This is a genomic window from Micromonospora sp. NPDC048909, from assembly GCF_040649635.1.
In the GTDB taxonomy this organism is placed as follows: domain Bacteria; phylum Actinomycetota; class Actinomycetes; order Mycobacteriales; family Micromonosporaceae; genus Micromonospora.
Genome location: NZ_JBEZFU010000006.1, coordinates 261257 through 283138, shown reverse-complemented (window position 1 = coordinate 283138; position 21882 = coordinate 261257). Strand labels below are relative to the sequence as shown.

18 protein-coding genes and 1 riboswitch are annotated in these 21882 nt (G+C 74.0%); of the genes, 10 read left to right on the top strand and 8 right to left on the bottom strand.

What is annotated here, in order from left to right; translation table 11 throughout:
* Nucleotides 1-20: 20 nt before the first annotated feature.
* Nucleotides 21-1007 carry a hypothetical protein gene (locus AB0C04_RS18935; RefSeq protein ID WP_357055986.1) on the bottom strand — a complete coding sequence of 329 codons (987 nt, stop codon included), beginning with the start codon at nucleotides 1005-1007 and terminating at the stop codon, nucleotides 21-23.
* Nucleotides 1008-1500: 493 nt separating this feature from the next.
* Nucleotides 1501-1704: a cold-shock protein gene (locus AB0C04_RS18930; RefSeq protein WP_067305333.1), complete on the bottom strand. Its 204-nt coding sequence runs from the start codon at nucleotides 1702-1704 to the stop codon at nucleotides 1501-1503.
* A gap of 225 nt (nucleotides 1705-1929) precedes the next feature.
* Here AB0C04_RS18930 and AB0C04_RS18925 point away from each other — a divergent pair, with 225 nt between their 5' ends.
* Entirely contained in the window at nucleotides 1930-2460 is a 531-nt protein-coding gene (locus tag AB0C04_RS18925; protein ID WP_357055983.1) for a GNAT family N-acetyltransferase, read from the top strand.
* A 114-nt stretch (nucleotides 2461-2574) separates the two neighbouring features.
* Here the strand turns inward: AB0C04_RS18925 and paaN are convergent, their stop codons facing one another.
* A complete protein-coding gene (gene paaN / locus AB0C04_RS18920; protein ID WP_357055980.1) occupies nucleotides 2575-4248 on the bottom strand; it encodes a phenylacetic acid degradation protein PaaN in 1674 nt (557 codons plus the stop codon).
* A 140-nt stretch (nucleotides 4249-4388) separates the two neighbouring features.
* Here paaN and AB0C04_RS18915 point away from each other — a divergent pair, with 140 nt between their 5' ends.
* Complete coding sequence (locus AB0C04_RS18915; RefSeq protein WP_357055977.1) at nucleotides 4389-6608, top strand: hypothetical protein; 2220 nt, start codon at nucleotides 4389-4391, stop codon at nucleotides 6606-6608.
* Here the strand turns inward: AB0C04_RS18915 and AB0C04_RS18910 are convergent.
* The 3 genes from AB0C04_RS18910 to AB0C04_RS18900 form a co-directional block, all read right to left on the bottom strand.
* Complete coding sequence (locus AB0C04_RS18910; RefSeq protein ID WP_357055974.1) at nucleotides 6598-7617, bottom strand: GNAT family N-acetyltransferase; 1020 nt, start codon at nucleotides 7615-7617, stop codon at nucleotides 6598-6600. The two genes, AB0C04_RS18915 and AB0C04_RS18910, sit on opposite strands and share 11 nt — an antisense overlap.
* 321 nt (nucleotides 7618-7938) lie before the next feature.
* Nucleotides 7939-9225 (bottom strand): threonine synthase, encoded by a 1287-nt coding sequence (thrC, locus tag AB0C04_RS18905; protein ID WP_357056544.1) that lies wholly within the window; start codon nucleotides 9223-9225, stop codon nucleotides 7939-7941.
* An 11-nt stretch (nucleotides 9226-9236) separates the two neighbouring features.
* Nucleotides 9237-9372, bottom strand: a riboswitch (SAM riboswitch).
* A 180-nt stretch (nucleotides 9373-9552) separates the two neighbouring features.
* Nucleotides 9553-10524 (bottom strand): DMT family transporter, encoded by a 972-nt coding sequence (locus AB0C04_RS18900; RefSeq protein ID WP_357055971.1) that lies wholly within the window; start codon nucleotides 10522-10524, stop codon nucleotides 9553-9555.
* Nucleotides 10525-10615: 91 nt separating this feature from the next.
* Between AB0C04_RS18900 and AB0C04_RS18895 the strand changes: the two genes are divergently transcribed.
* Both AB0C04_RS18895 and AB0C04_RS18890 read left to right on the top strand, forming a co-directional pair.
* Nucleotides 10616-10933: a metalloregulator ArsR/SmtB family transcription factor gene (locus AB0C04_RS18895; protein ID WP_357055968.1), complete on the top strand. Its 318-nt coding sequence runs from the start codon at nucleotides 10616-10618 to the stop codon at nucleotides 10931-10933.
* A 167-nt stretch (nucleotides 10934-11100) separates the two neighbouring features.
* Nucleotides 11101-11757, top strand: a complete 657-nt coding sequence (locus AB0C04_RS18890; protein ID WP_357055965.1) for a DUF4232 domain-containing protein — start codon at nucleotides 11101-11103, stop codon at nucleotides 11755-11757.
* On the opposite strand, the gene AB0C04_RS18885 is transcribed toward AB0C04_RS18890, so the two are convergent.
* Complete coding sequence (locus AB0C04_RS18885; RefSeq protein ID WP_350873427.1) at nucleotides 11752-12615, bottom strand: ABC transporter permease subunit; 864 nt, start codon at nucleotides 12613-12615, stop codon at nucleotides 11752-11754. The genes AB0C04_RS18890 and AB0C04_RS18885 overlap by 6 nt on opposite strands.
* A complete protein-coding gene (locus AB0C04_RS18880; RefSeq protein ID WP_357055960.1) occupies nucleotides 12615-15482 on the bottom strand; it encodes an alpha/beta fold hydrolase in 2868 nt (955 codons plus the stop codon). The genes AB0C04_RS18885 and AB0C04_RS18880 overlap by 1 nt, the downstream gene beginning before the upstream one ends.
* A 388-nt stretch (nucleotides 15483-15870) precedes the next feature.
* On the opposite strand from AB0C04_RS18880, the gene AB0C04_RS18875 reads away from it, so the two are divergent.
* The 6 genes from AB0C04_RS18875 to AB0C04_RS18850 are packed head-to-tail and all read left to right on the top strand — an operon-like array spanning nucleotide 15871 to nucleotide 21862.
* Nucleotides 15871-17058, top strand: coding sequence for a hypothetical protein (locus AB0C04_RS18875; RefSeq protein ID WP_357055957.1), 1188 nt, complete (start codon nucleotides 15871-15873; stop codon nucleotides 17056-17058).
* A complete protein-coding gene (locus AB0C04_RS18870) occupies nucleotides 17045-19669 on the top strand; it encodes a nitrate- and nitrite sensing domain-containing protein (protein WP_357055955.1) in 2625 nt (874 codons plus the stop codon). The genes AB0C04_RS18875 and AB0C04_RS18870 overlap by 14 nt, the downstream gene beginning before the upstream one ends.
* Nucleotides 19666-20142, top strand: a complete 477-nt coding sequence (locus tag AB0C04_RS18865) for a roadblock/LC7 domain-containing protein (RefSeq protein ID WP_350873431.1) — start codon at nucleotides 19666-19668, stop codon at nucleotides 20140-20142. Before AB0C04_RS18870 ends, AB0C04_RS18865 begins: the two co-directional genes overlap by 4 nt.
* Nucleotides 20139-20609, top strand: a complete 471-nt coding sequence (locus AB0C04_RS18860) for a DUF742 domain-containing protein (RefSeq protein ID WP_357055951.1) — start codon at nucleotides 20139-20141, stop codon at nucleotides 20607-20609. Before AB0C04_RS18865 ends, AB0C04_RS18860 begins: the two co-directional genes overlap by 4 nt.
* A complete protein-coding gene (locus tag AB0C04_RS18855; RefSeq protein WP_357055948.1) occupies nucleotides 20587-21375 on the top strand; it encodes an ATP/GTP-binding protein in 789 nt (262 codons plus the stop codon). The genes AB0C04_RS18860 and AB0C04_RS18855 overlap by 23 nt, the downstream gene beginning before the upstream one ends.
* Before the next feature lie 43 nt (nucleotides 21376-21418).
* Nucleotides 21419-21862 (top strand): hypothetical protein, encoded by a 444-nt coding sequence (locus tag AB0C04_RS18850; RefSeq protein WP_357055945.1) that lies wholly within the window; start codon nucleotides 21419-21421, stop codon nucleotides 21860-21862.
* Nucleotides 21863-21882: the final 20 nt, after the last annotated feature.

Below are 21882 nucleotides of genomic sequence, written 5' to 3'. Positions count from 1 at the left end.
TGCAAGCACGAACGCCACGGTCAGCCGAGCTCCGCGGCCAGTCCGGCGCTGTTCACCGGCCGCTCATGGACCCGCTGCTCGGCATACGTCACCAACAGCCCCACCAGCTGCACCAGGTGGGCGGGGAGGGCCAGCACCGCGGTGACGGCGATCACCGCCACCACGCCGATCGCGGACCCCGGCGCGGCGAGCGGATCGGTGCCGAACGGGGCGGTGCCGACCCCCTCGATCACACTGGCGACCACGGTGCAGACGATCACCACGGCGACGACCAGGGCCACCCGCCCCAGCAACAGCCCCAACCGGTCGTGGAACATCCGGAACGACCGGCCGATCGGGTTGTGCCGCTCGAAGAGGTAGACCGGCCCGGCCATGCTCAGCGCGAAGGCGAGGTAGATGCCGGGCAGGATGCAGAAGCAGACGCCCAGGCCGACGATCACGCTGATCAGCAGCGTCCAGCCCCAGAGCCCGAGCGCCCGGCGCAGGCCGTAGCGCAGCGCGTCGGCCAGGTTGACCGGCTCGCCGGCCGCCTGCCGGGTGATCACCCACGTCCCGGCGGCCCAGCCCAGGGCCTGCACCAACCCGATCACCAGGCTGCCGCCGACCAGCACCAGGAAGATGGTGGCCAGGTCGGTGAAGAAGGTGTCGGGCAGCGCGGCCGGGTCCTCGACGGTGGACGTCTCCCACTTCGCCGTCGGGTCCAGCCCGAGGGAGAGCACCGACAGCACCGCGGCCGGCAGCACCTGGGTGAGCAGCAGGATGGGCAGCAGCAGTCGCCAGCCGCGCCGCGCCGCCCCCACGCACCGGTCGAACCAGCCGCTCAGCCCGACGCCGGGCGGGGTGACCAGCGGGTCGGCCGGATCGAAGCCCGGTGGGCACCAGCCGGCCGGTGGACCCGGATACCAGGGCTGCCCGCCGTACGGCCCGGCGCCGAGCGGGTAGCCGCCGGTGGGCGGGAGGACCCAGCCCTGCGGCGCGCCCGGCGGCGGCTCCCAGGGAGGCGGCACGCGCGGATCCCAGCCGGCCGGCGCGGGGCCGCCGGGCGCGGTCGCGCTCGGATCCCACCCGGCCCTCGGCGGGCCGCTGGTGGTGGGCACGGCCGGATCCCAGCCCGGCGGCGGGCCCCAGCCGGACGCCGCAGTCGGGTCCGAGCCGGGCTGGACGCCTGGAGCGCCGGTGGGCGGGGCTCCGGCGGGACCGGGCACGGCCGGGTCAGCACCGGGCGCGGGCGTGGCCAGGTCAGCGCCCGGTACGGGCCTGAGCGGGTCAGCGCCCGGTGCGGGCGTGGCCGGGTCGGGCTCGCCGGGACGGGACGGGTTGTCGCCGCCCGAATGCGGACCGGACGGGTCGGGCTGGCCCGGGGGTGGGGCGGCCGGGGGCGGCTGGTCGGACATGAACCCTCCTCAGCGACGGCTGGAACGGTTCACGATCTTCCAGGGTCGGGCCCCGTGGCGCAGCCCCGGCCGGCACCGGCCGATGGTCCGGACAGGCGGAGCCCGCTCAGGCGATGACGCGCACCCGCTCAGCCTGGGGGCCCTTCTGCCCCTGGGCGATCTCGAACTCCACCCGCTGGCCGTCGTCGAGCGCCTTGTAGCCGTCCATCTCGATCGCGGAGAAATGAACGAAGACGTCCTGCCCGCCGTCGACGGCGATGAAGCCGTAGCCCTTTTCGGAGTTGAACCACTTCACGGTGCCCTGTGCCACGGTGCACTTCCTCACTCTGCGCGACGTTGCCTACCCGCGCCGCCGGGCACGGCCGGGCGCGCGGCAACCACCTTTTCCGCGATCGGCGACGGCCGCTGAAGAGGTGACCGAAATCGCACGCTACACGAGGAGTGACGGCGGCGCACGACCACAAAACAGGACATATCGCACCCGATGTCGGGCCGTCCGGCCATCGGCCGCCATCATTGTGGTAGGTATGCGGTCATGATGACCGCTCCGGCCCGACCGAGCCCGCGGCAGGCGGAGATCCGCCGGGTCCGACCGGCGGACGCCGCCCGGATGCGGGCCCTGCGGCTGGAGATGCTCGCCGACGCGCCGCTGGCCTTCCTGGAGACCGTGGCCGACGCGGCAGCCCGCCCGCACGCCGAGTACGCCGCCCGGATCGCGTACACGTCGGCCGGCTCGGAGACCGCGCAGTTCATCGCCGACCCGGGCGGCCGCCTGGTCGGGCACGCCGGTGGCACGGTCACCCCTATCGAACCCGGACTGACCGTCATCTACGCGGTCTACGTGACCCCGACCTGGCGGGGCAACGGGCTGCTCGCCGAACTGGTCGACGCGGTGGCCGCCTGGTCACGGGAGTGCGGCCGGCCGGAGCTGATGCTCGAGGTGGTGGTCGGCAACGACCGCGCCTACCGGGCGTACCAGCGGCTCGGATTCGTCGACACCGGCGTCCGGGTGCCGCACCCGACCATCCCGGCGCTGACCGAACTCCAGATGCGCCGCCCCGCCTGAGGGCGTCGCACCCACCTTCCCCCAGCGCCACCTGGACGTGGTGGCCTCCCACCGCCTGGGAGGCCACCACGTCCGGCTTCGCAGCATGATCAAGACCGGGCGGGGCCGGGGACGCTAGGCGTGCCGGCGGCTCTGCACGATCCGGAACCGGTTCGCCACGTAGGCGCCGTCGGTGAGCGCGGCGTTGGCGGCCGGGTTGGCGCCACTGCCGTGGAAGTCGGAGAAGGCCGCCGACTGGTTCACGAAGACCCCGCCGGTCAGGTTGCAGGAGAGGTGCACGCCGACCTCGACCGCCACCTTCTCGGCCGCGTCCAGCACCGCCTCGTCGGTGGAGTAGACGCCCGCGGTGAGCGCGCCCTTCTCACCCACGGTCCTGCGCATGATCTCCAGGCTGTGCGCGGTGGAGTCGGTGGCGATGGCGAACGAGATCGGCCCGAACCACTCCCGGCCGTAGGTCGCGGTGTCGTCCGCGGCGAGCTTCACGATGGTCGGCGTCCGCACCACGGCGTCGGCGAAGGCCGGGTGCTCGACCGTACGCGACTCCAGCAGCGCCTCGCCGACCTTGGTGACCTCGTCGAGGCGCTCCAGCACCCCGTCGTTGACGACGGCCCCGGTCAGCTCGACGCCCCGCGCGGGGTCGGCGGTGAGCTTGCCGACCGCGGCGGCGATCCCGCCGGCCACCTCGTCGAAGCTCTTGTGCCCCTGGTCGGTCTCGATGCCGCCGGCGGGGATCAGGATGTTCTGCGAGGTGGTGCACATCTGGCCGCTGTAGAGCGTCAGCGTGAAGCCGAGGTTGCGGCACAGGCCGGCGAAGTCGTCGGTGGAGTCGATCACCACCGTGTTCAGGCCGGCCTTCTCGGTGTAGACGGCCGCCTGCCGGGCGTTCGCCTCCAGCCAGTCGCCGTACTCGGTGGAGCCGGTGAAGTCGACGATCTTGACGCTCGGGTGCAGGGCCAGCGTCGAGGCGAGCTTCTCGCCCGGCGCCTCGGCGGCCAGCAGGATCAGGTTGGGGTCGAAGCCAGCCTCGGCGAGCACCTCACGGGCGTACTTGACGGTGACGGCCAGCGGCAGCACGGCGCGCGGGTGCGGCTTGACGATCACGGGGTTGCCGGTGACCAGCGAGGCGAAGAGCCCCGGGTAGGAGTTCCAGGTCGGGAAGGTGTTGCAGCCGATCACCAGGGCCACCCCGCGCGGCACCACGTGGAACGTCTTGGTCATCCGCAGCGGGTCACCCTTGCCGGCCGCCTTCTCCCAACCGGCCGTACCCGGGTGCCGGGTCATCTCGGCGTACGCGTAGGCGAGCGCCTCCAGCGCCCGGTCCAGCGCGTGCGCTCCGCCGGCCTGGAAGGCCATCACGAAGGCCTGGCCGCTGGTGAACTGCACCGCGTTGGCCAGCTCGAAGATGTGCTTGTGCAACCGGTCGAGGATCTCCAGGCAGACCCCGACCCGGGCCTGCGGGCCGGCGTCGCGCCAGGCCGGCAGGGCGGCGCTCGCGGCGGCCACCAGCTCGTCGGCCTCGGCATGCGGGTAGCGCACGGCCAGCTCCACCCCGAACGGGCTCGCCTCGGTGGCGACCCGGTCGCCGGCGCCCGGCTGGTCGAGCGGGAAGTCGCCGCGCAGGTACGCCTCGAAGGCGGCCTTGCCGTCGGCGGCGGCGGTCTCGCCGTACACCCGGGGGCTGGGCGACTCCGGGTAGGCGGACCAGTACCCACGCTCCGTGATCGCGGTCAGCGCACGGGTCAGGGTGTCGGCGTGCCTGTCGTACAGGGGGTGCGGGGTCTCCGTCATGCCCGCCATCATGCAACAGGACGCACCAAAATCAGTAGGGGCGTGTCACAACTCGGATCGTCTTCCCCCGCTCCTGCACCGGAATGACCGGACCGGGTCCGGGTAACCGCGCGGCCTGCGGAAGGAGGGAGCGGCCACGGTTGGGAACCACCGAGATCCGGGTGCACGGGGTCGCCGACCGCGGTCCCGAGGCGACGCTGGACCGGCCGATCGTCAGCCGGGTCGCGGGCGACCGGAACGCCGGCTTCTACCGGGTGCATCCTGGCCTCGGCGATCCGCGGGATGCCGCCGGCGCCACGCTGGAGGCGTACCGCTGGAGCAGGCTGGCCGGGGGAACGGCGACCCGGACCTTCTCGCTGGTCCTGCTCCTGCCCTTCATGCTCGCCAACACCGCCATCTGGATGCTGCCGCCGGGCCGCCGCACGGAACCGGCCGGCAAGGCGATCTGCCGGCTGCTCGCCGCGACCCTCACCGCGATGTACGTGCTGTCGATCGTGGGGGTGGCCGTCGACCTGGTCGCCTGGCAGTGCGCGGCGTACCCGCGCTGCCTGGAGGGCCGTCGGGAGATCTCCTGGCTGGGTGGCCTGCCGCCCGGGCAACGCCTGGCGCTGCTCGCCCTGCTGCCGCTCCTCGCGATCGCGCTGGTCCGGTGGCTCGGCGGCCGCACCTGGCAACTCCCCGAGGACGCCGGTGCGGGACCGGCGGCCCTGGGCGCCGAGCGGCTCGCCGACCCGGCCTTCTGGGACAACCGGGTGCTGCTGCTCCGGCTCCGCGCGCTGCACGTGGCGATCGCGTTGGCCACGCTCGACCTGGCCCTGCTCCGGGCCCTCGCCCCGCACGACCGCGGGTTCCCGGGCTACGCGCTGCTCGCCGCGTCCGCCGGCCTGCTCGCCGCCGCGCTGGTACTCCTCTGCCTGTCCCAGCTCGAACGGCAGGGTGGCGGCCGGTGGGCGCCGCGCACCGTCCGGCTGGTGGGTCGGGGCGCGGCCGTGGTGACCGGGCTGACCCTGGTGTACGCCGCCCTGCCGCGGGCACCCTGGTCCGCCGTCGGTGGCCTGCCGGCGTACGACAGGCTGGTGGCCCTGCTGTTCGCCGTCCAGATGTTCCTGCTGCTGGCGCTGACGGCCCTCGTCCTGGTCCGGGGGCCGGTGCGGGGTCGCTCGGCGCTGCTCGGTCTCGCCGCTCCGCTCGTGATCTCGGTCGCGATCGGGCTGGCCGTGTCGTACTCGTCGGGACTGAACTACGGCATCGCCGAGTACCTGGACCGGGGTTCCAGCCCCACCCCGGCTCGCCCCCTGCCGGAGGGCGCCCCGCCGCTCTCCCCGCCGGTCGCGTTTCGCTGGGCGGCCCTGGGCGTCTCGGCCGCGCTGCTGTTCGCCGGCACGGTGGCCGTGGTGGCACGTCTCTACCAGCGGTCACGGCACCGACGGGTGGCGGAGGAGATCGTCCGCCAGGAGTTTCCGGAGACACCACGAGCGGCTCCGGAACGGGCGCGGGCGGTGCGCGACAAGCTCATCCGGGCCCGGATCGCGGACCGTCTCGGCCCGCTGCTCCTGGCGACGTACGCGTTGCTGTTCGTGCTGGGTCTGGGAGCCGCCGGGTTGTCGATGTGGCATGAGGGTCCGGAGGACGTGGCCCACCTGCTGGGCGGGCCACCGCTGGCCCGCCCGGTGATCTTCGTGACCGATCTGGGCGGCCTGGTCATCGGGCTGATCGCGCTGTTCCTGTTCGGGGCGGGGCTGTTCGCGTATCGGTCGCCCGCCATGCGGGTGGTCGGTGTGCTCTGGGAGCTGGCCACGTTCTGGCCGCGCGCGGCACACCCGCTGGCCGCACCCTGCTACGCCGAGCGCGTGGTGCCGGACCTCACCCGCCGGATCACCCACCTCACCACCGGCGGGGACCGCGTGGTGCTCTCCGGGCAGAGCCACGGCAGCGTGCTCGCCGCGGCGACCATCCTCCAGCTGCCGGCGGCCGCCCGCGCCCGCGTGGCGCTGTTGACCTACGGCACCCCGCTCGGGCGGCTCTACAGCCGGGTCTTCCCTGCCTACCTCGGGACCGACGTGCTGAGGGAGGTGGGTGACCGGCTGGATTGGCGGTGGCTCAACCTGTGGCGGTGGACCGACCCGATCGGCGGGCCGATCTTCGGTACGGACGCCCGGACTCCCGACGGCGCCGCGCACGTGGATCGCCGGGTGCGCGATCCGGCGGGGCTGCTGATCCCACCCGGGGACACCGTCCCGCCGAAGATCAGTGGGCACAGGTTCGTCCCGGACGACGACTTCCACCGGGCGGTGGGGGAACTGGTACGGCGGCTGGACCCGCCGGGTCACGGCGACGGCGGACCGGCGGTCAGATCGTGAGCTGCCAGTCGGTCCAGCCGTCCACCGGGCGGAAGCCGAGCTGCTCGTTGATGACGATCATGTGGCTGTTCTCCGCCGCGTTGAAGGTGTCGATGGCCCGGACCGCCGGCTCGTGTGCGAGCAGATGGCGCAGGTTCTCGATCTTGGTGAGCAGACCGAGCCGGTGACCACGGTGCGCCGGGTCGACGATGGTGATCTGCTGGAACGCGTGCCAGTCGGCGGAGGCGCCGAGGTCGAGCAGGGTCCAGGCGACCAGTTTGCCGGACTCGTCGTGCTGCGCCGCGACGTGGTACTGCCGCCGTCCGCGTGCCGCCAGCGCCCGCTCGGTGCCCCGGATCCGCTCGGCGTCGACCTGCTCGGCCTCCCATTCCAGGTCGCCGAGGGGCGCGTCGATCGACAGCCGGCCGTCGAGGTAGGCGATGTCGGCGACGTACTCCTCGGGGACGAGGCCGTGCCAGCGGACCGTGCGGTAGCCGGCGGCGTGCGCCCGGGCGTCGGCGAGCAGCACGTCCAGCGCGCCCTGGTCGACCCGCGTGGGGTCGAGCCGGCGGCGGATCTCGACGAGCGCCGGCTGTGCCCCCAGCGCGGCGGCGAACGCGGCGCCGGCCGCCGAACGGGCCGGCCCACCGGGCAGCTCCATGACCGCCATCCCGATGACCCGCTTGCGGCTTTGCTCGCGCAGCAGCCGCAGGCAGTGCTCGTGCAGCGCCCGGCCGACTCCCCGCCGCCGGTGCTCCGGATGGACCACCAGCTCGACGGTGGCGTTCTCGGTGTTGTCCAGCTGCGGCAGGTCCAGCGCCAGGTAGCCGGCGGGCACGCCGTCCAGCCGGGCCAGCGCCCAGAGCGTGACGGTGCCCGGCATCGGGTGGGTCAGCATGGCCTCGAAGCGCTGGCGACAGAACGGCGGGAAGTCGGGCAGGTCGGCGTCGTTCGCCGCCGCCCCGACCCGGTAGGCCTCGTCGATCGCGGCCGGGTCGGCGGCGTCGAACGGCGCGATCGTGATGCTCATGCCGGAAGGGTGCGCCCTGGGAACGCGATCGGGCCAGCGAATTTTCGCTGGCCCGATCGGACGTTGGTCGGGAGGGACACTCGCACAACGCCTCCGGCGTTGGGTCGCAAGAACTTCAAAAGTCTTCGGCGAAATGCCCTCCCGCACGGAGCATCTTGCGCCGTCCGGTTCCTGCCGTCAAGTCCTTAGCGGCGGGTTTTCCGCACCCAGAGCGAAAAGCCGGTTACCCGGCGGATCGGCCTGATCCCCCGTCCGGGCGATCCGCCGCCTCCTCCGCCCGGACGATCCGCTCGATCCTGGATCTCCCCGACCAGCGGCGGGTCAGCCGAGCAGGCCGGCGTCGCGGGCGGCGCGCAGGGACGGGCGGATCCGATGGGTGGGGCCGACCTCGCCGGCGACCGCGTCGATGGTCTTCAGTCCCTCACCGGTGTTGAAGACCACGGTCTCCGCGGCCGGGTCGAGCTTGCCCGACTCGACCAGCTTGCGGAGCACCGCCACGGTGACCCCACCGGCGGTCTCCGCGAAGACGCCGGTGGTGCGAGCCAGCAGGCGGATGCCGGCGCGGATCTCGTCGTCGTCGACGTACTCCATCCAGCCCCCGGTACGGCGCACCGCCTCCAGCGCGTAGAGGCCGGCCGCCGGGTCGCCGATGTTCAGCGACTTGGCGATGCCGGTCGGCTTGACCGGGACGATCGTGTCGGTGTCGGCGTGCAGCGCGGTGGCGATCGGATTGCAGCCGGCCGACTGGGCGCCGAAGACCTTCCAGCCGCCGGCCGGCGCCTCGACCAGCCCGACCTCGACCAGCTCCGAGAACGCCTTGTCAATCTTGGTGAGCAGCTCGCCGCTGGCCATCGGGATGACCACCTGGGCGGGGATGCGCCAGCCGAGCTGCTCGGCCACCTCGTAGCCCAGGGTCTTGGAGCCCTCGGCGTAGTAGGGGCGCACGTTGACGTTGACGAACGCGGTGTCCTCGAACTCGTCGGTCTCCACCAGCTCGCCGCAGAGCCGGTTCACGTCGTCGTAGGAGCCGTCGATGGCGACCAGCTCGCCGCCGTAGACGGCGGTCGTGACCACCTTGCCCTGCTCCAGGTCGCTGGGGATGAAGACCACCGAGGGCACCCCGGCGCGGGCCGCGTGCGCGGCCACCGAGTTGGCCAGGTTGCCCGTGGAGGCACAGGCGTACCGGGTGAAGCCGAGCGCCCGGGCGGCGGTGAGCGCCACCGAGACGACCCGGTCCTTGAACGAGTGGGTGGGGTTGGCGCTGTCGTCCTTCACCCAGAGCGGGGCGGTGATGCCCAGCTCGGCGGCGAGGTGCGGGGCGGCGACCAGCGGGGTGAGCCCGGGGTTCAGGGTGACCCGGGTGGCCGGATCCTGACCGGCGGGCAGCAGCGCCGCGTAGCGCCAGATGTTGTCCGGGCCGGCCTCGATCTGCTCGCGGGTGACGGTGGCCAGCGCGGTGGCGTCGTAGTCGACCTCCAGCGGCCCGAAACACTCGTAACAGGCGTGCTGGGCGGCGAGCGGGTAGCGGGCCTCACAGGCCCGACAGACCAGGGCGCGGGCGGGGCTGGCGGTGGTGTCGATACCGGGGGCGGCGAGCGTCGACGTCATGTCGAAGATTCCTCTCATCTTTCCCCGCATCGCACGGTGCGGCGGGGACGGAATTGGCACCTGCCCCGCGGGTCGCTCAGCGATGAGCGCGCGGGGTGGTTGCCGGGGCGTCTTCGGGCCGTATCCCTCAGCCCCTCTGGATGAGGTATGCAGTTGTGCGATCGAGTCTACGGCCGGGCCGCCGGCCGTCCAGCCCGTCGTCCCACGGTGTGAGCCGCCGTCACACCCGGTGGGCGCCGGGCTGACCGTTCTCCACCACGAACTTCGCGAGCGTCGACTCTGCCGCGTTCTGCCGGCCGACCGTGTCCACCATCCGCAGCCGGCGGTCTAGCGCGCGACCATCGCCACCGGGTCGACCACCGCGACGGGGTCCGAGACCGCCGCCGGCCGGTCGGCGGGCGGTGTGGCCCGTACCCGGGCCCGGGTGACCAGGTTGGCCGCGACCAGGGACGCGATGGTCAGCGCCGCGCCGGCCAGCTCGAACGGGCCGGGTCGGTAGCCGCGGGCGATCTGCACCACGAACGTGGTCACCGGCACGAGGTTCATGAAGAGCGCGGCGTTCGCAGAGCCGAGCCGCTGCACGCCGGTGTTCCAGGCCAGCACCGCGATCACCGCGGCCACGATCACGGCGTACGCCAACTGCGGCGCGACCGCGACGAGGTCCGCGCCGGTCGGCGCGTGCTGCCACCCGGCGAGGTCGGCGACGGCGCTCGCGGCGAGCATGAAGAGCGTGCCGGCGAGCGCGGTCAGCGTGGTGTAGCGCAGCGGTGACCACGCGCCGAACCGGCCGGCCCCGTGCGTGTAGATCGCCCAACCGACGACCGCGCCGATCATCATGAGACCGCCGAGACCGAACTGACCGAGCCCGGCGAGGCTGCCGCGGGTGATCACCAGGCCGACACCGAGGAGCGCGACCAGGGAGAGGGCCAGCAGGGCGGGCCGTGGGCGTACGCCGTCGCGGACCCAGCGGACCAGCTGGGTGACCAGCGGCGTGGTGGCCACGAAGAGGGAGATCTGCTGCGGCGCGGCGTGCTCCAACGCCAGGTTGGTGAGCAGGTTGAAGCCGGCGAAGCCGACCACGCCGAGCACCGCCACCTCGACACCCCGGCCGCCGGAGCGCAGCCCGGCCACGCCCTCGCGGAGCAGCAGCAGGGCGAGCAGGATCACGGCGGCGAAGAGGTAGCGGGCGGTGGTCAGGTTGAGCGGGTCGACCCGGGTCAGCGCGCTGGCCAGGACGGGGAACATCACTCCCCAGCTCAGCACGGCGAGCAGCGGGAAGGCGGCGGCGCGAGAGCGCATGCTCAGCTCCTATGTTCGAGTATCTTCGAACCAACGATCCCGACCCTAGGAGCTTGTTCGAATATTGTCGAACAAGGGTTACACTGCTCACATGGAGCTGCACGAACCCGAGTTGCGCGAGGTGCCGGTCACCGCGGTGCTGGGGGCGCTCGCCGACGACGTACGCCTACAGATCGTGCGGGCGCTCGCCGAGGGCGGCGAGCAGGCCTGCGGCAGCTTCGAGTTCGGCGTCTCCAAGGCCACCCGCAGCCATCACCTGAAGGTGCTGCGCGAGGCCGGCCTGACCCGCACCCGGGCCGCCGGCACCAGCCGCTACGTCCGCCTGCGCCGCGACGAACTGGACCGCCTCTACCCCGGCCTGCTCGACGCCGTCCTCACCCGCGGCGTCGCACCCGACGAGCGGGCCTGAACCGGTCCGCCGCAGGCCGCAACCCGTGCCGGCGGTTGGCCCGCGAGTCCTGTCGACCTGCCCCATATCTGGGCCGGTCCATATCTGGGGCAGTTCGACAGCGTGCGACCGGACCACCGGCCGCACCCGGACGGATACCGGCCGGCTGATCTTGGGAGGATGCAGCGGTGAGACCCCGACCGGCACACCTTCGTCTCCTGCTCGCTGGCCTGCCGCTCGTCGGGGCCGTGCTGCTCGGCGCCTGCATGCCGGGGAGCGGACCGGCCAGCCGGGCCGCGGAGACCTCGCCCGCGCCGACGCCCGATGCGGCCGGCCGGTGCCCGGAGTCGGGCGTCCTGATCACCTCCACCGGGTCGGACGCCGCGATGGGCCTGCGGGCGCTCGGCCTGGATCTGACGAACTGCGGCAGCACGCCCTACCTGCTCAAGGGCTATCCGGTGCTGCGTGTGCTGGACGAGCAGCGGGCAGCGATCCCGCTCCGGACGGTCGCCGGCGCCCGGGAGATCACCACCGGCTTCGACGCGCCACCCGGGCAGCTGACCCTCAACCCGGGTGAGCGGGCCCACGCCACCGTGCTCTGGCGCAACACCGTCACCGACTCGACGGTCGACGCCAGCGACGGCGAGTACCTGGAGGTCGCGCCCGCCGCCGGCCAGCCCGCCCAGTCCGTCGACCCAGACGGCCCGATCGACCTGGGCAACACCGGCCGGATCGGGGTCAGCGCCTGGAAGGCCGCCGAGCCGACCACACCGGCGCAGCCACCGGCCCCGACCGCGCCGAGCGGAGCGCCCTCGATCGCCGCGACGCCGGACAGCCGGCTATGAGGTCACGTCCTTGCGGGTGAAGCGCCAGTAGGCCAACGCCCAGAACAGGGTCGCGTAGCTCACCGCCGAAATGGTGCCGCGGACCACGTCGTCGGTCTGCACCGGCGTGGAGAGCAGGCCCAGCCAGGCGGTGCTGAAATGGGTGGGCAGGAAGGCGCGCACCGCGCCGAGCGCGGTGATCTGGTCCAGGATGCTGGAGAGGATCCAGAGCAGCACCGCACCGCCGACCGCGCCGAGCGCGGCGTCCGTGGTGACCGAGAGCAGGAACGCCAGGCCGGCCACGACCAGCAGGACGATCGCCAGGTAGCCGAGCACGGCCAGCAGGCGCAGCAGCCCCTCCCCCGCCGGCAGCTCGGCGGCGACCGTGCTGCGCAGCGGCGACCAGCCATAGCGCAACGTCCCGGCGAGCAGCGCGGTGCCGGCGAGCAGCAGCAGCGCCAACCCCGAGTACGCGAGCGCGACCAGCAGCTTCACCGTGAGCAGCCGAGCCCGGGGCACCGGCACGGCGAGCAGATAGCGCAGGCTGCCCCAGCTCGCCTCGCTGGCCACCGTGTCGCCGAAGAAGAGCGCCACCACCACGACCAGCAGGAACGACGCCGAGACGAAGATGGTGAAGAGGGTGAAGTTCAGCCCGCCCGAGGTGGCGAGCTCGATCAGGCTGCCGAACTCGCCGCCGCCGTTGTCGTCGTCGTTCGAGTTGAACTGGAACGCGATCAGGATGATCAACGGCAGCAGCACCATGAACCCGAGCGCCAGCTGGGTACGCCGCCGGGCCGCCTGCCGACGGAACTCCGCGGCGAACGGCAGCGTCGCCGACGGCCGGTAGCCCGACGCCGCGCCCACCATGGAAGTCCCCATCACCGGTCCCCGCTTCCCCGAGAGGTCTCGCCCACCAGGGCGAGGAACGCGTCCTCCAGGCGGCGCCGCGGCACCACCCGGTCCACTCCGATCCCGGCCCGGACCAGCTCGGCCACCACCTCGCTGCGCGCGGTGCCGTTGGTGTCCACCACCAGTTGGCCATCGCCCTCCGGCAGCACCCGGACCCCGGCCAGTCGGCTCAGCACGTCCCGCGCCGCAACCGGGTCGGTGACGTCGAAGAGCACGCTCGGCGACTCGCCGACGATCTCCTCGACCGGCCCGGAGGCCACGATCCGCCCCTTGTTCACCACCACGGCGTGGGTGCAGGCCTGCTCCACCTCGGCCAGCAGGTGGCTGGAGACCAGCACCGCCCGGCCGTCGGTGGCGTACCGCTGGAGCACCCGGCGCATCTCGGCGATCTGCGGCGGGTCGAGACCGTCGGTCGGCTCGTCGAGCACCAGCAGCTCGGGCAGGCCGAGCATGGCCTGGGCGATGGCGAGCCGCTGCTTCATGCCGTGGCTGTAGGTCTTGATCTTCCGGTGCACCGAGTCGCCCAGACCGGCGATCTCCAGCGCCTCGTCGAAGTGCGCGTCGGCCAGCGGCCGCCCGGTGGCCGACCAGTACGCCCGCAGGTTCTCCAGGCCGCTCAGGTGCGGCAGGAAGCCGGGCCCCTCGACCAGCGCGCCGATCCGGGAGAGCACCGGCGAGCCGGGCACCAGTCGGTGGCCGAAGACGTAGATCTCGCCCGCGGTGGGCTGGGTGAGCCCCATCAGCACGCGCAGCGTGGTGGTCTTGCCGGCGCCGTTCGGGCCGAGCAGGCCGACCACCTGGCCGGGATGCACCTCGAAGTCCACGTTGGAGACCGCGACGAAGCCGTCCGCGTACTCCTTGCGAAGTTGGCGCACGGCGAGCGGGACGTCCGCGTACGCCGGATGCACGGAGCTGTCCTGGCGGCGGTGCCGGCGGCGGACCACGGCGACGACCACGACGAGCCCGACCACGATCGCGGCGAGCAGCCCGACCAGCACCCAGCGCCAGACGGCGGCCGCGGTGGGGATCGGGTCGCCGGCCACGGTGGGCAGGGCGACCGGCGCGTCACCGGCCGCCACGGTGTAGACGGTCGGCTCGGCCGGCGAGGTGTACGACTGGTCCGACGTGGCCACCACCACCCGCAGCCGATGCCCGGCCTCGACCCGGCGGACGATCGCCGGCAGGGTCACCGTCACCGGCTGGGCGTCGGCGATCCGGGTCGGCAGGCCGGTGAGACGCACCGGGGCGACCAGACCGTTCGGCAGGGTGGCCGCGCCGTTCGGGTCCACGTCGTAGAGCTTCACGAAGAGCACCGCCTCGCCGGTCGGCGACGCGGCACGGACCGACACGGTCGGCGCTCCGACCACGTCCACCGCCTCCGCCAGCGGCGCAGACTCGAACCGGGCGTGCTGGCCGGGCACGTCCCCGGCCACCCCGTCGAGCAGCGAGGAGAGCGCGCCGGCGAAGGGCACCGAGGAGATGGCCGCCGGGTTGCCGTTCGGCGGGTTCGCGATCTGCTGCTCCGGCCCGGTCACCGCGACAGTTGTGCGGTCGTCCCCGCCGGTGCCCGGGTAGTCGGTGGTCCGGTAGCCGGTGGCCACCAGGCCGCGGTCCAGCGCGTCGAAGCCGGCGATCCGCGACCAGGTGAAGTCGTCGCCGGGGGCCGCCCCCTCGCCCTTGACGTAGTGGTCCAGCCACTGCACGGTCAGGAACCGCACCCGGTCGGAATCGGTCTTCGGCCCCTCGCCGCCGTCGTGGCCGCCGGTGAACCAGGCGACCCGGACCGGGGTGCCGGTGGCCGCGATGCCCCGCGCGTTGGCGTCCGCCTCGGTGAGCGGGAAGAGGGTGTCCGCCTCCCCCTGCACCAGCAGGGTGGGCGCCGTGATCCGGTCGAGCACCCCGGCGGGGCTGGACCGGCTCAGCAGGTCGACGGCGGCCTGGTCGGCCCGCCCGGTGGTGGCGATCCGCAGGTACGCGGCGCAGACGTCGGCGGCGAACCGGCCGCAGGACGGATCCGCGGCGCCCGTCGGCGCGCGTCCCGGGCCGGTGCCCGGGCCCTCGCCGGGGCCGGGGCTGGGCGGCCCGGCGGACGCCGGGGCCCCCTGCGGCTGGGCCGCGGTCACCCCGGAGAGCCCGGCCGGCCCCGAACCGACGTTGCCCCCGCCGCCGAAGAACAGGCCGGCCCAGCCCTTCTTGAACACGCCCGCGGTGGCCGGGCCGCCGGTGCTCTCCGGCAGGAAGCTCCGGGCCAGGTCGTTCCACGTGATCATCGGGACGATCGCGTCGACCCGCTTGTCCTGCGCGGCGAGCAGCAGGGCGAGCCCGCCGCCGTACGAGCCTCCGACCACGCCGACCTGCGGATCCCCGTCGGCGTCGGCGCGGATCTCCGGGCGGGCGGCGAGCCAGTCCAGCAGCCGAGAAGCGTCGCGCACCTCGTAGTCGGGGTGGTCCAGGTGGATCTCGCCGCCGCTGCGGCCGAAGCCACGCGCGGTCCAGGTGAGCACGGCGTACCCGCGGCCGGCGAACTCCTCGGCGTCGGCGCGCACCGACTCCTTCGTACCGCCGAAGCCATGCGCCAGCAGCACCGCGGGGACCTGGTGCCCGGCCGAGGCGTCCGCCGGCAGGTAGAGCGTGGTGTCCAGGTCGACCGGCTGCTGGCCGTCCGGTCCGGATCGCACGGTCAGCACGGCGGCCTCGGTACGAACCTCGGGCCCGTTTGGCCGTACCGCCCAGACCACGGCGGCGACCAGCAGCACGGCAACGGCCGCCAACGCGACGGCGCGACGGCCGGTGGGGAGGGCACGCCGCATCCGGGCGACCGACAACGGCGATCTCATGCGGCACACGCTACGGGCCGGATCCTGAGCGTTGGCTGAGATCCGCCGTACGTCCGTCCGGTTGCTCCGACCGGCGTCCGGAGCGGTGCGACCGCCCATGATCCAACGGATCTCAGCGGGACGAATTCGGATCCCGTGAATTCCGAACATCCACAGTAAATCGGCTTCGATCCATGCATGTCACTCCGTCGGGCGGTACCCACCGTGCCGACGAGACGGACGAACAGTGACATCGCTCGAAGTGACGCATAGCTGACCGATCGTCGGCGGGATCGCGAGCAGGCCATTCGGTTACTTTTCCGGTCCGGTACATGGGACTGCTCCGGCCACCCCGGGCCCGACCCCGCCACCACCACCCCTCCCCGTTCCTCGCCGCAGGAGACAGACCATGACCGTCCCCGCGCCACGAGCCCGTCGCCGGTCGGCCGGCCGCGTGTTGCCGCTGCTGCTCGTCGTGGCGCTGCTGGCGCCGATGAGCGTGCTGTTCCAGCAGACCTGGCGGCTCACCGACGACGACCGGAGTCTGGCCGTCCGGGAACGACTCGGGATCGAGTACCTGCAGGCGCTCGGCCCGGTCACCGCCGCCCTGGTCGACGCCCAGTCCGCCGCGGTCGCCGGCCGGCCGGCGTCCGGCGCGGCACTGACCGGCGCGGTCGAACGGGCCGCCACGGTGGACGCCCGGATCGGTCCCGAGCTGCGCAGCCAGGAGCGTTGGGCCGGGCTGCGGGCCAAGCTGGAGGCGCTGCGCGACCGGAGTCCCACCGACCCCGAGGCCGCCTTCGCGGCGTACGGCGAGGTCACCGACCTGCTGCTGGACCTGCACCGCAAGGTCCGGGAAAGCTCCGGGCTGGTCCGCGACCCGGAGGCCGACTCGTTCTTCCTCCAGGACGCCGCCGGTCGGGAACTGCCGGCGGCGATGGTCGCGGCCGGCCGGCTCGCCGACCTCGCCACGCTCGCCACCCGCCGGGACGCCGACGACCGGAGCCGGACGCTGGCCGAGTTGGCCGCGCTGCGGGTGGGCGCGCTCGCGCCCGCCGGCGAACTGGTCGACGACCTGCGCGCGGCGGTGGACAGCTCGGAGAGCACCGACCTGGGCGGCACCGTGCTGACCCCGCTGGACACCTATCAGCGGGCCGTCGAGGCGCTGGCCGCCGCCTCCGGCCCCACCAGCACCGGCGTGATCGATCCGGCGCCGGTCGCCGGCGCCCGGCTCAACGCGCACGCCGCCGCCGAGCAGCTCCAGCCGGTCATCCTGGCGGAACTCGATGCGCTGCTCACCGACCGGGTCGACGGGATGGACCGGGACCGGTGGCTGCTGATCGGGGCGGCCGGGCTGGCCGTCCTCCTGCTGGCCGTGCTCGCCGGGGTGCTGCTCGCCGCCGCCCGTCGGGCGCGGCGGCGGGCCGTCGAGGCACGCCGGGCGCGACTGGCGGACGTGGAGCCCGCGGGCCCACCCTGGCCGCCCCGGCCCGGACCGGGCGGACCGCCGAGCGAGGAGCCGTGGCCGGCGCAGGTGACCGGTCAGGGCGGCGACCCGGAGGCCGCGCGGCGGGGACCGGTCGATGCTGCTCGCTAGGCTCCGGATCCGCGGCAAGCTCGCGCTGCTCGTGGTCATCCCGCTGATCAGCATGGTCGGCCTCGCCGTCCCGGTGGTCCTGGACCGGGTGGCCGTCGCGCAACGGGCCGGCGACATCGCCGACCGGGTCCGGCTCGCCAGCCGGATCGGCACGCTGGTGCAGGACCTCCAGCAGGAGCGGATCCTCTCGGTCGGCCTGCTGCTCGGTCAGGTGAGCCGGGCCGAACTGGTGCGCAAGGCGGCCACGGTGGACGACCGGGTGGCGGACCTGCGGGCCGGTGGGAACGAGCCGCTGCCGACGCGGGTCGCCGACGCGCTCACCGGCGTACGCGCACTGACCGACGTGCGCACCGCGGTGCTGGCCGGCACGGCGAACCCGGGCCAGGTGATGGACGCGTACGGGCCGGTCGACCTGGCGTTGATCGACTCGCTGCGGTTGGCGTTCAGCGTGGACACCGACACCGCCGCCGGTCGTCAGGTGCTGGCCCTGGACGCGCTGCTCCGCGCCGACGAGGGGCTGGGCAGCTGCGCCACCCTGATCGTGCTGGTGAAGGCGACCGACGACCAGACGGTCGACGCCGGCTTCGTCGCCTGCATGGCCGCCCTCCGGGTGGACAGCGTGCGGTTCCGCAGCCTGATCACCGCTGAGCAGCGCGAACTCACCGAGCTGAACGACGCCGCGGTGGCCGCTCGGACCAGCGCGGACTTCCTCAGCACCGGCGCGGTCAACCCGACCGGCGCGATCCGCAACGTGCCGTTGGCGGCCCTCTTCCCGTCGGCCCGCTCGATGATCACCCTCGGTCAGTTCATCGAGAAGAAGATCGTGGCGGACGTGCTCGCCGAGGTGACCGGCGAGCAGCGGCGGGCGCTCACCGCCGCATACCTGGTCGCCGGCGTGCCCGCGCTGATCCTGGCGGTGGTGCTGCTGCTCAGCGCGGCGGTGGCCCGGACGGTCGCCCGCCCGCTGACCCGGCTCACCCGCTCGGCCGACCGGGTCGCCCGGGTCGCCGAGGCCGAGCTGGTCCGGGTCGCCGACGACGAGTCGGAGAGCGCGCCGCCGGTCCGGCTCGATCCGGTCGACGTCCGGGCCCGGGACGAGATCGGCGACCTGGCCCGGGCGTTCGAGCGGGTGCAGACCACCGCGGCCCGGCTGGTCGAACGGCAGGTGGCCGGGCGGCGCAACGTCGCGCAGATGTTCGGCCATGTGGGCCGGCGGACGCAGAACCTGGTCGGCCGGCAGATCGCCCTGATCGACCGGCTGGAACAGCGGGAGACCGACCCGGGCCGGCTGGAGGACCTGTACCGGCTCGACCACGTCTCCAGCCGGTTGCGGCGCAACGCCGGCAGCCTGGTGGTGCTCTCCGGCTCGCCCGGCGCGGACGCGTACGTGGCGCCGGTGCCGCTGGCCGACGTGGTCCGCCTGGCGCTCGGCGAGATCGAGGACTACACCCGGGTGGACGTGCGGGTGCCGGCGGAGCTCGCGGCGGCGCCGGCGACCGTCGGCGACCTGGTCCTGGCGCTGGCCGAGCTGATGGAGAACGCCACTGTCTTCTCACCGCCGCACACCCGCGTGGTGGTGAGCGCCGAGCGGACCGGCGCCGGCGCCCGGATCACGGTGACCGACCAGGGCATCGGCATGACGCAGGAGCGGCTGGCCGAGGAGAACGCCCGGCTGACCCGCCGGGAACGGCTGGACCTCGCCCCGACCGAGGTGCTCGGGCTCTTCGTGGTGGGCCGACTGGCCCGGCGGCACGGGTGGGCGGTGAACCTCGCCCCGACCAGCGGCGGCGGGGTGACCGCCCGGCTGGAGGTCCCGCAGACCTCGCTGGTGCTCCGGCGCACCGAGCGGTCCGGCGCGACGGTGGCCCGGGCCACCGTCCCGGCCCGGGAACGCCGAGCCACAAGCCCGGCGGGCAGTCCCCCGGCGGCGCTACCGGCGGAGCAGCCGCCACCGTCCGGAGTCGACCCGGGCGTGCTGACCCGGGCCGCCCGGAGCATGGCGTCCGGCGAGTCGTGGGACGCCTTCGGCGCCGGCGCGGAGCCGACGCCCGCCGGTGCCATCGCGTACCTGGAGATCACCGCGCCGACCGACGCCGTGCCGGCATCCCCGCCGACGACGGGTCCGGTGCCGACGGGTCCGGTGCCGACGCCGCCGGCCGGCACCACCCCGGCCGGCCTGCCGCGCCGGCCGGTCGGACCCGCCGCCGGTGGCCGGCCGACGGTCGCCGGGGCGGGCATCCGGCAGCGGGTGCCGGGAACGAACCTGACGCCGAGCCGCCCGCCGGGCGCGCCGGCGCCCGGCGCCGAGGCCGATCCGGCCGAGGTTCGCGCCCTGGTCGAGGCGGTCGAGTCCGGGGTACGCCGGGCCGAGCTGAGCCAGCCGGGGCCCGGCCCCCGGCTCGACCCGGACGTCCTGCCGGAGCGGCCGCGGCTGAACCGGCGGGTGCCCGGAGCGAACCTCGCCAACTCGCCGGCCCGGCAGCCGGTCAGCCCGCACCCGGGCGACCCGGCCGAGGTCCGCGACCTCATCACCGAGTTCGAGGCGGGCGTCGCCCGGGCGCTGCGCGAAGTCAGTCCAGACCGTCGCAACGAAGAGGGATCAACACGGTGACCAGTTCCTTTCTGCACGACAACGTCGACCAGCCGTCCAGCCCCGCCCCCACCGGGGACCTCAGCCCCGAGGCCCGCACGTTCAACTGGCTGCTGGACTCCTTCACCTCGAGCACCGCCGGCGTGCTGGAGGCGATCGCGGTCTCCTCGGACGGGCTGCTGATGGCCATGTCCGCGATCCGGGACCGGTCGAATGCCGAGCGGCTCGCCGCGGTGGTCTCCGGCATGACCAGCCTGGCCGGCGGCGCCGCCAGCTGGTACGCGCTGGGCGGGGTGAACCGGGTGATCGTCGACATGGCCGACGGGTACCTGCTGATCAGCGCGATCAGCAGCGGTTCGGTACTCGGTGTGGTCGCCGACCGGTCGGCCAACCTGGGCACGGTCGCGTACGAGATGACCCTCTTCGCCGGGCGTGCCGGCGCCGCGCTCACCCCGCGACTCATCGCCGAGCTGAAGAACGCCGCCCAGCAATGACCGCCGAGGTCGCCGGTGCGGGGCCGGACCCGGAACCAGGGGTCCGCATCCGCCCCTACCTGCACGAACCGCCCGCACCGGGTTTGCGCACGCCGGCGGCCGACCCGCACCCCGGGGAGGACGGACCGGCCGGCCCCCGCCCGTTCGTGCTGACCGCCGGACGGGTGGACGGCACGGACCCGGCGATCAGCCTGGAGACCCAGGTGACCGCCGCCGCGGAGGTCTGGTCGGGCGCACCGGTCGCCCTGCTGGCACCGGAGCTCCAGGCGATCATCGCCCTCTGCGACGAACCGATCTCCGTGGCGGAGATCTCGGCCCGGACCCGGCTGCACTTCGGCGTCACCCGGGTCCTGGTCGGCGACCTGCGCGCCGCCGGCCACCTCGAGGTGCACCTCGAACACCGCGACGGCGCCTCCGATCCCGATCTGATCCTGCGAGTGATTGATGGACTCCGTGCGATCTCCTGAATGGCCGGTCGCCCCGCTCGGCGGGCTCGCCGCGAACAGCGCCGCCACCCGGTACGGCATGCCGGGCGGCGCCGGGGCGGCGGCGGCGCGCCCCGTGCACCCGCCGACCCCACCACCGCCCTACCGCCCGACCGACACGACGGACGCGTCAGCGGGGGCGCGCTCCGAGGCCGCGCCGGGGGCGCGCCGGACCGGGCGGGTCGACGCCCCGCCGGTGCCGGTCAAGATCCTCATCGCCGGTGGGTTCGGGGTCGGCAAGACCACCACGGTCGGTGCGATCTCCGAGATCGCACCGCTCACCACCGAGGCGGTGATGACCAGCGCCGGGATCGGCATCGACGACCCCGGGGCGCGCTCGGCGAAGACCACCACCACGGTGGCGATGGACTTCGGCTGCGTCACCATCGACCGCAGCCTGAAGCTCTACCTCTTCGGCACGCCGGGGCAGTCGCGGTTCGGCTTCATGTGGGACGACCTGGCCCGGGGTGCGCTCGGCGCGCTGGTGGTGGTGGACAGCTCCCGGCTGGACGACTGTTATCCGGCGATCGACTACTTCGAGCAGGCGGGGTTGCCCTTCGTGGTCGGGGTCAACGCCTTCGACGGACGGCTGGCGCTGGATCTCGACTCGATCCGGTGGGCGCTGGCGATCGGCGACCACGTGCCGCTGGTGCAGTTCGACGCCCGGGACCGTCTCTCGGTGCGGGACGCCCTGCTGGTCGTCCTGGACCGGGCGCTGGCGCGGGCCACCCGGAACAGGGAGGCCTGAACTCCTCGGCGGTCAGACCCGTTTCCTCGAAGGGGTGGTCGTGATGAGAGATGGGTTGGACGAGACACTGGCCCGGATGGCCCGGCGCGAGGACGCGCTGCGCCGGCGAGCCGCCGAGCCGACCGGGTCCCCCGGCCGGGAGGCGGGCGCGCACCGGCTGGAGAGCGACGCAGCCGTGGACGACGACCCGGTCCAGGAGGTCGCCGAGGCGCTGCGCCGGGTGGTGGCCGGGCATCCCGGGCTGGCGGTGAGCGTCCAGGTGGAGCTGGGCGGGCGGACGTACCCGCTGCGGGTCGCCTGGACCGGCGGCGAGGTGACCGTCGGCGCGGAGCCGGGCCTGCCCCCGCCGGCCTGGCCGATGTCGGTCAAGACCGTGCCCGGGTGGGCGCCCGGCCAGCGCGGCCCAGCCCCGGACCCGGCGGCCCGGCTGGCGGAGCTGATCCGCCGCGACCCGTCGCTGCTCAGCGACCACGACCAGCAGCGCTGACCGGACGGCGCGGGCGGCCG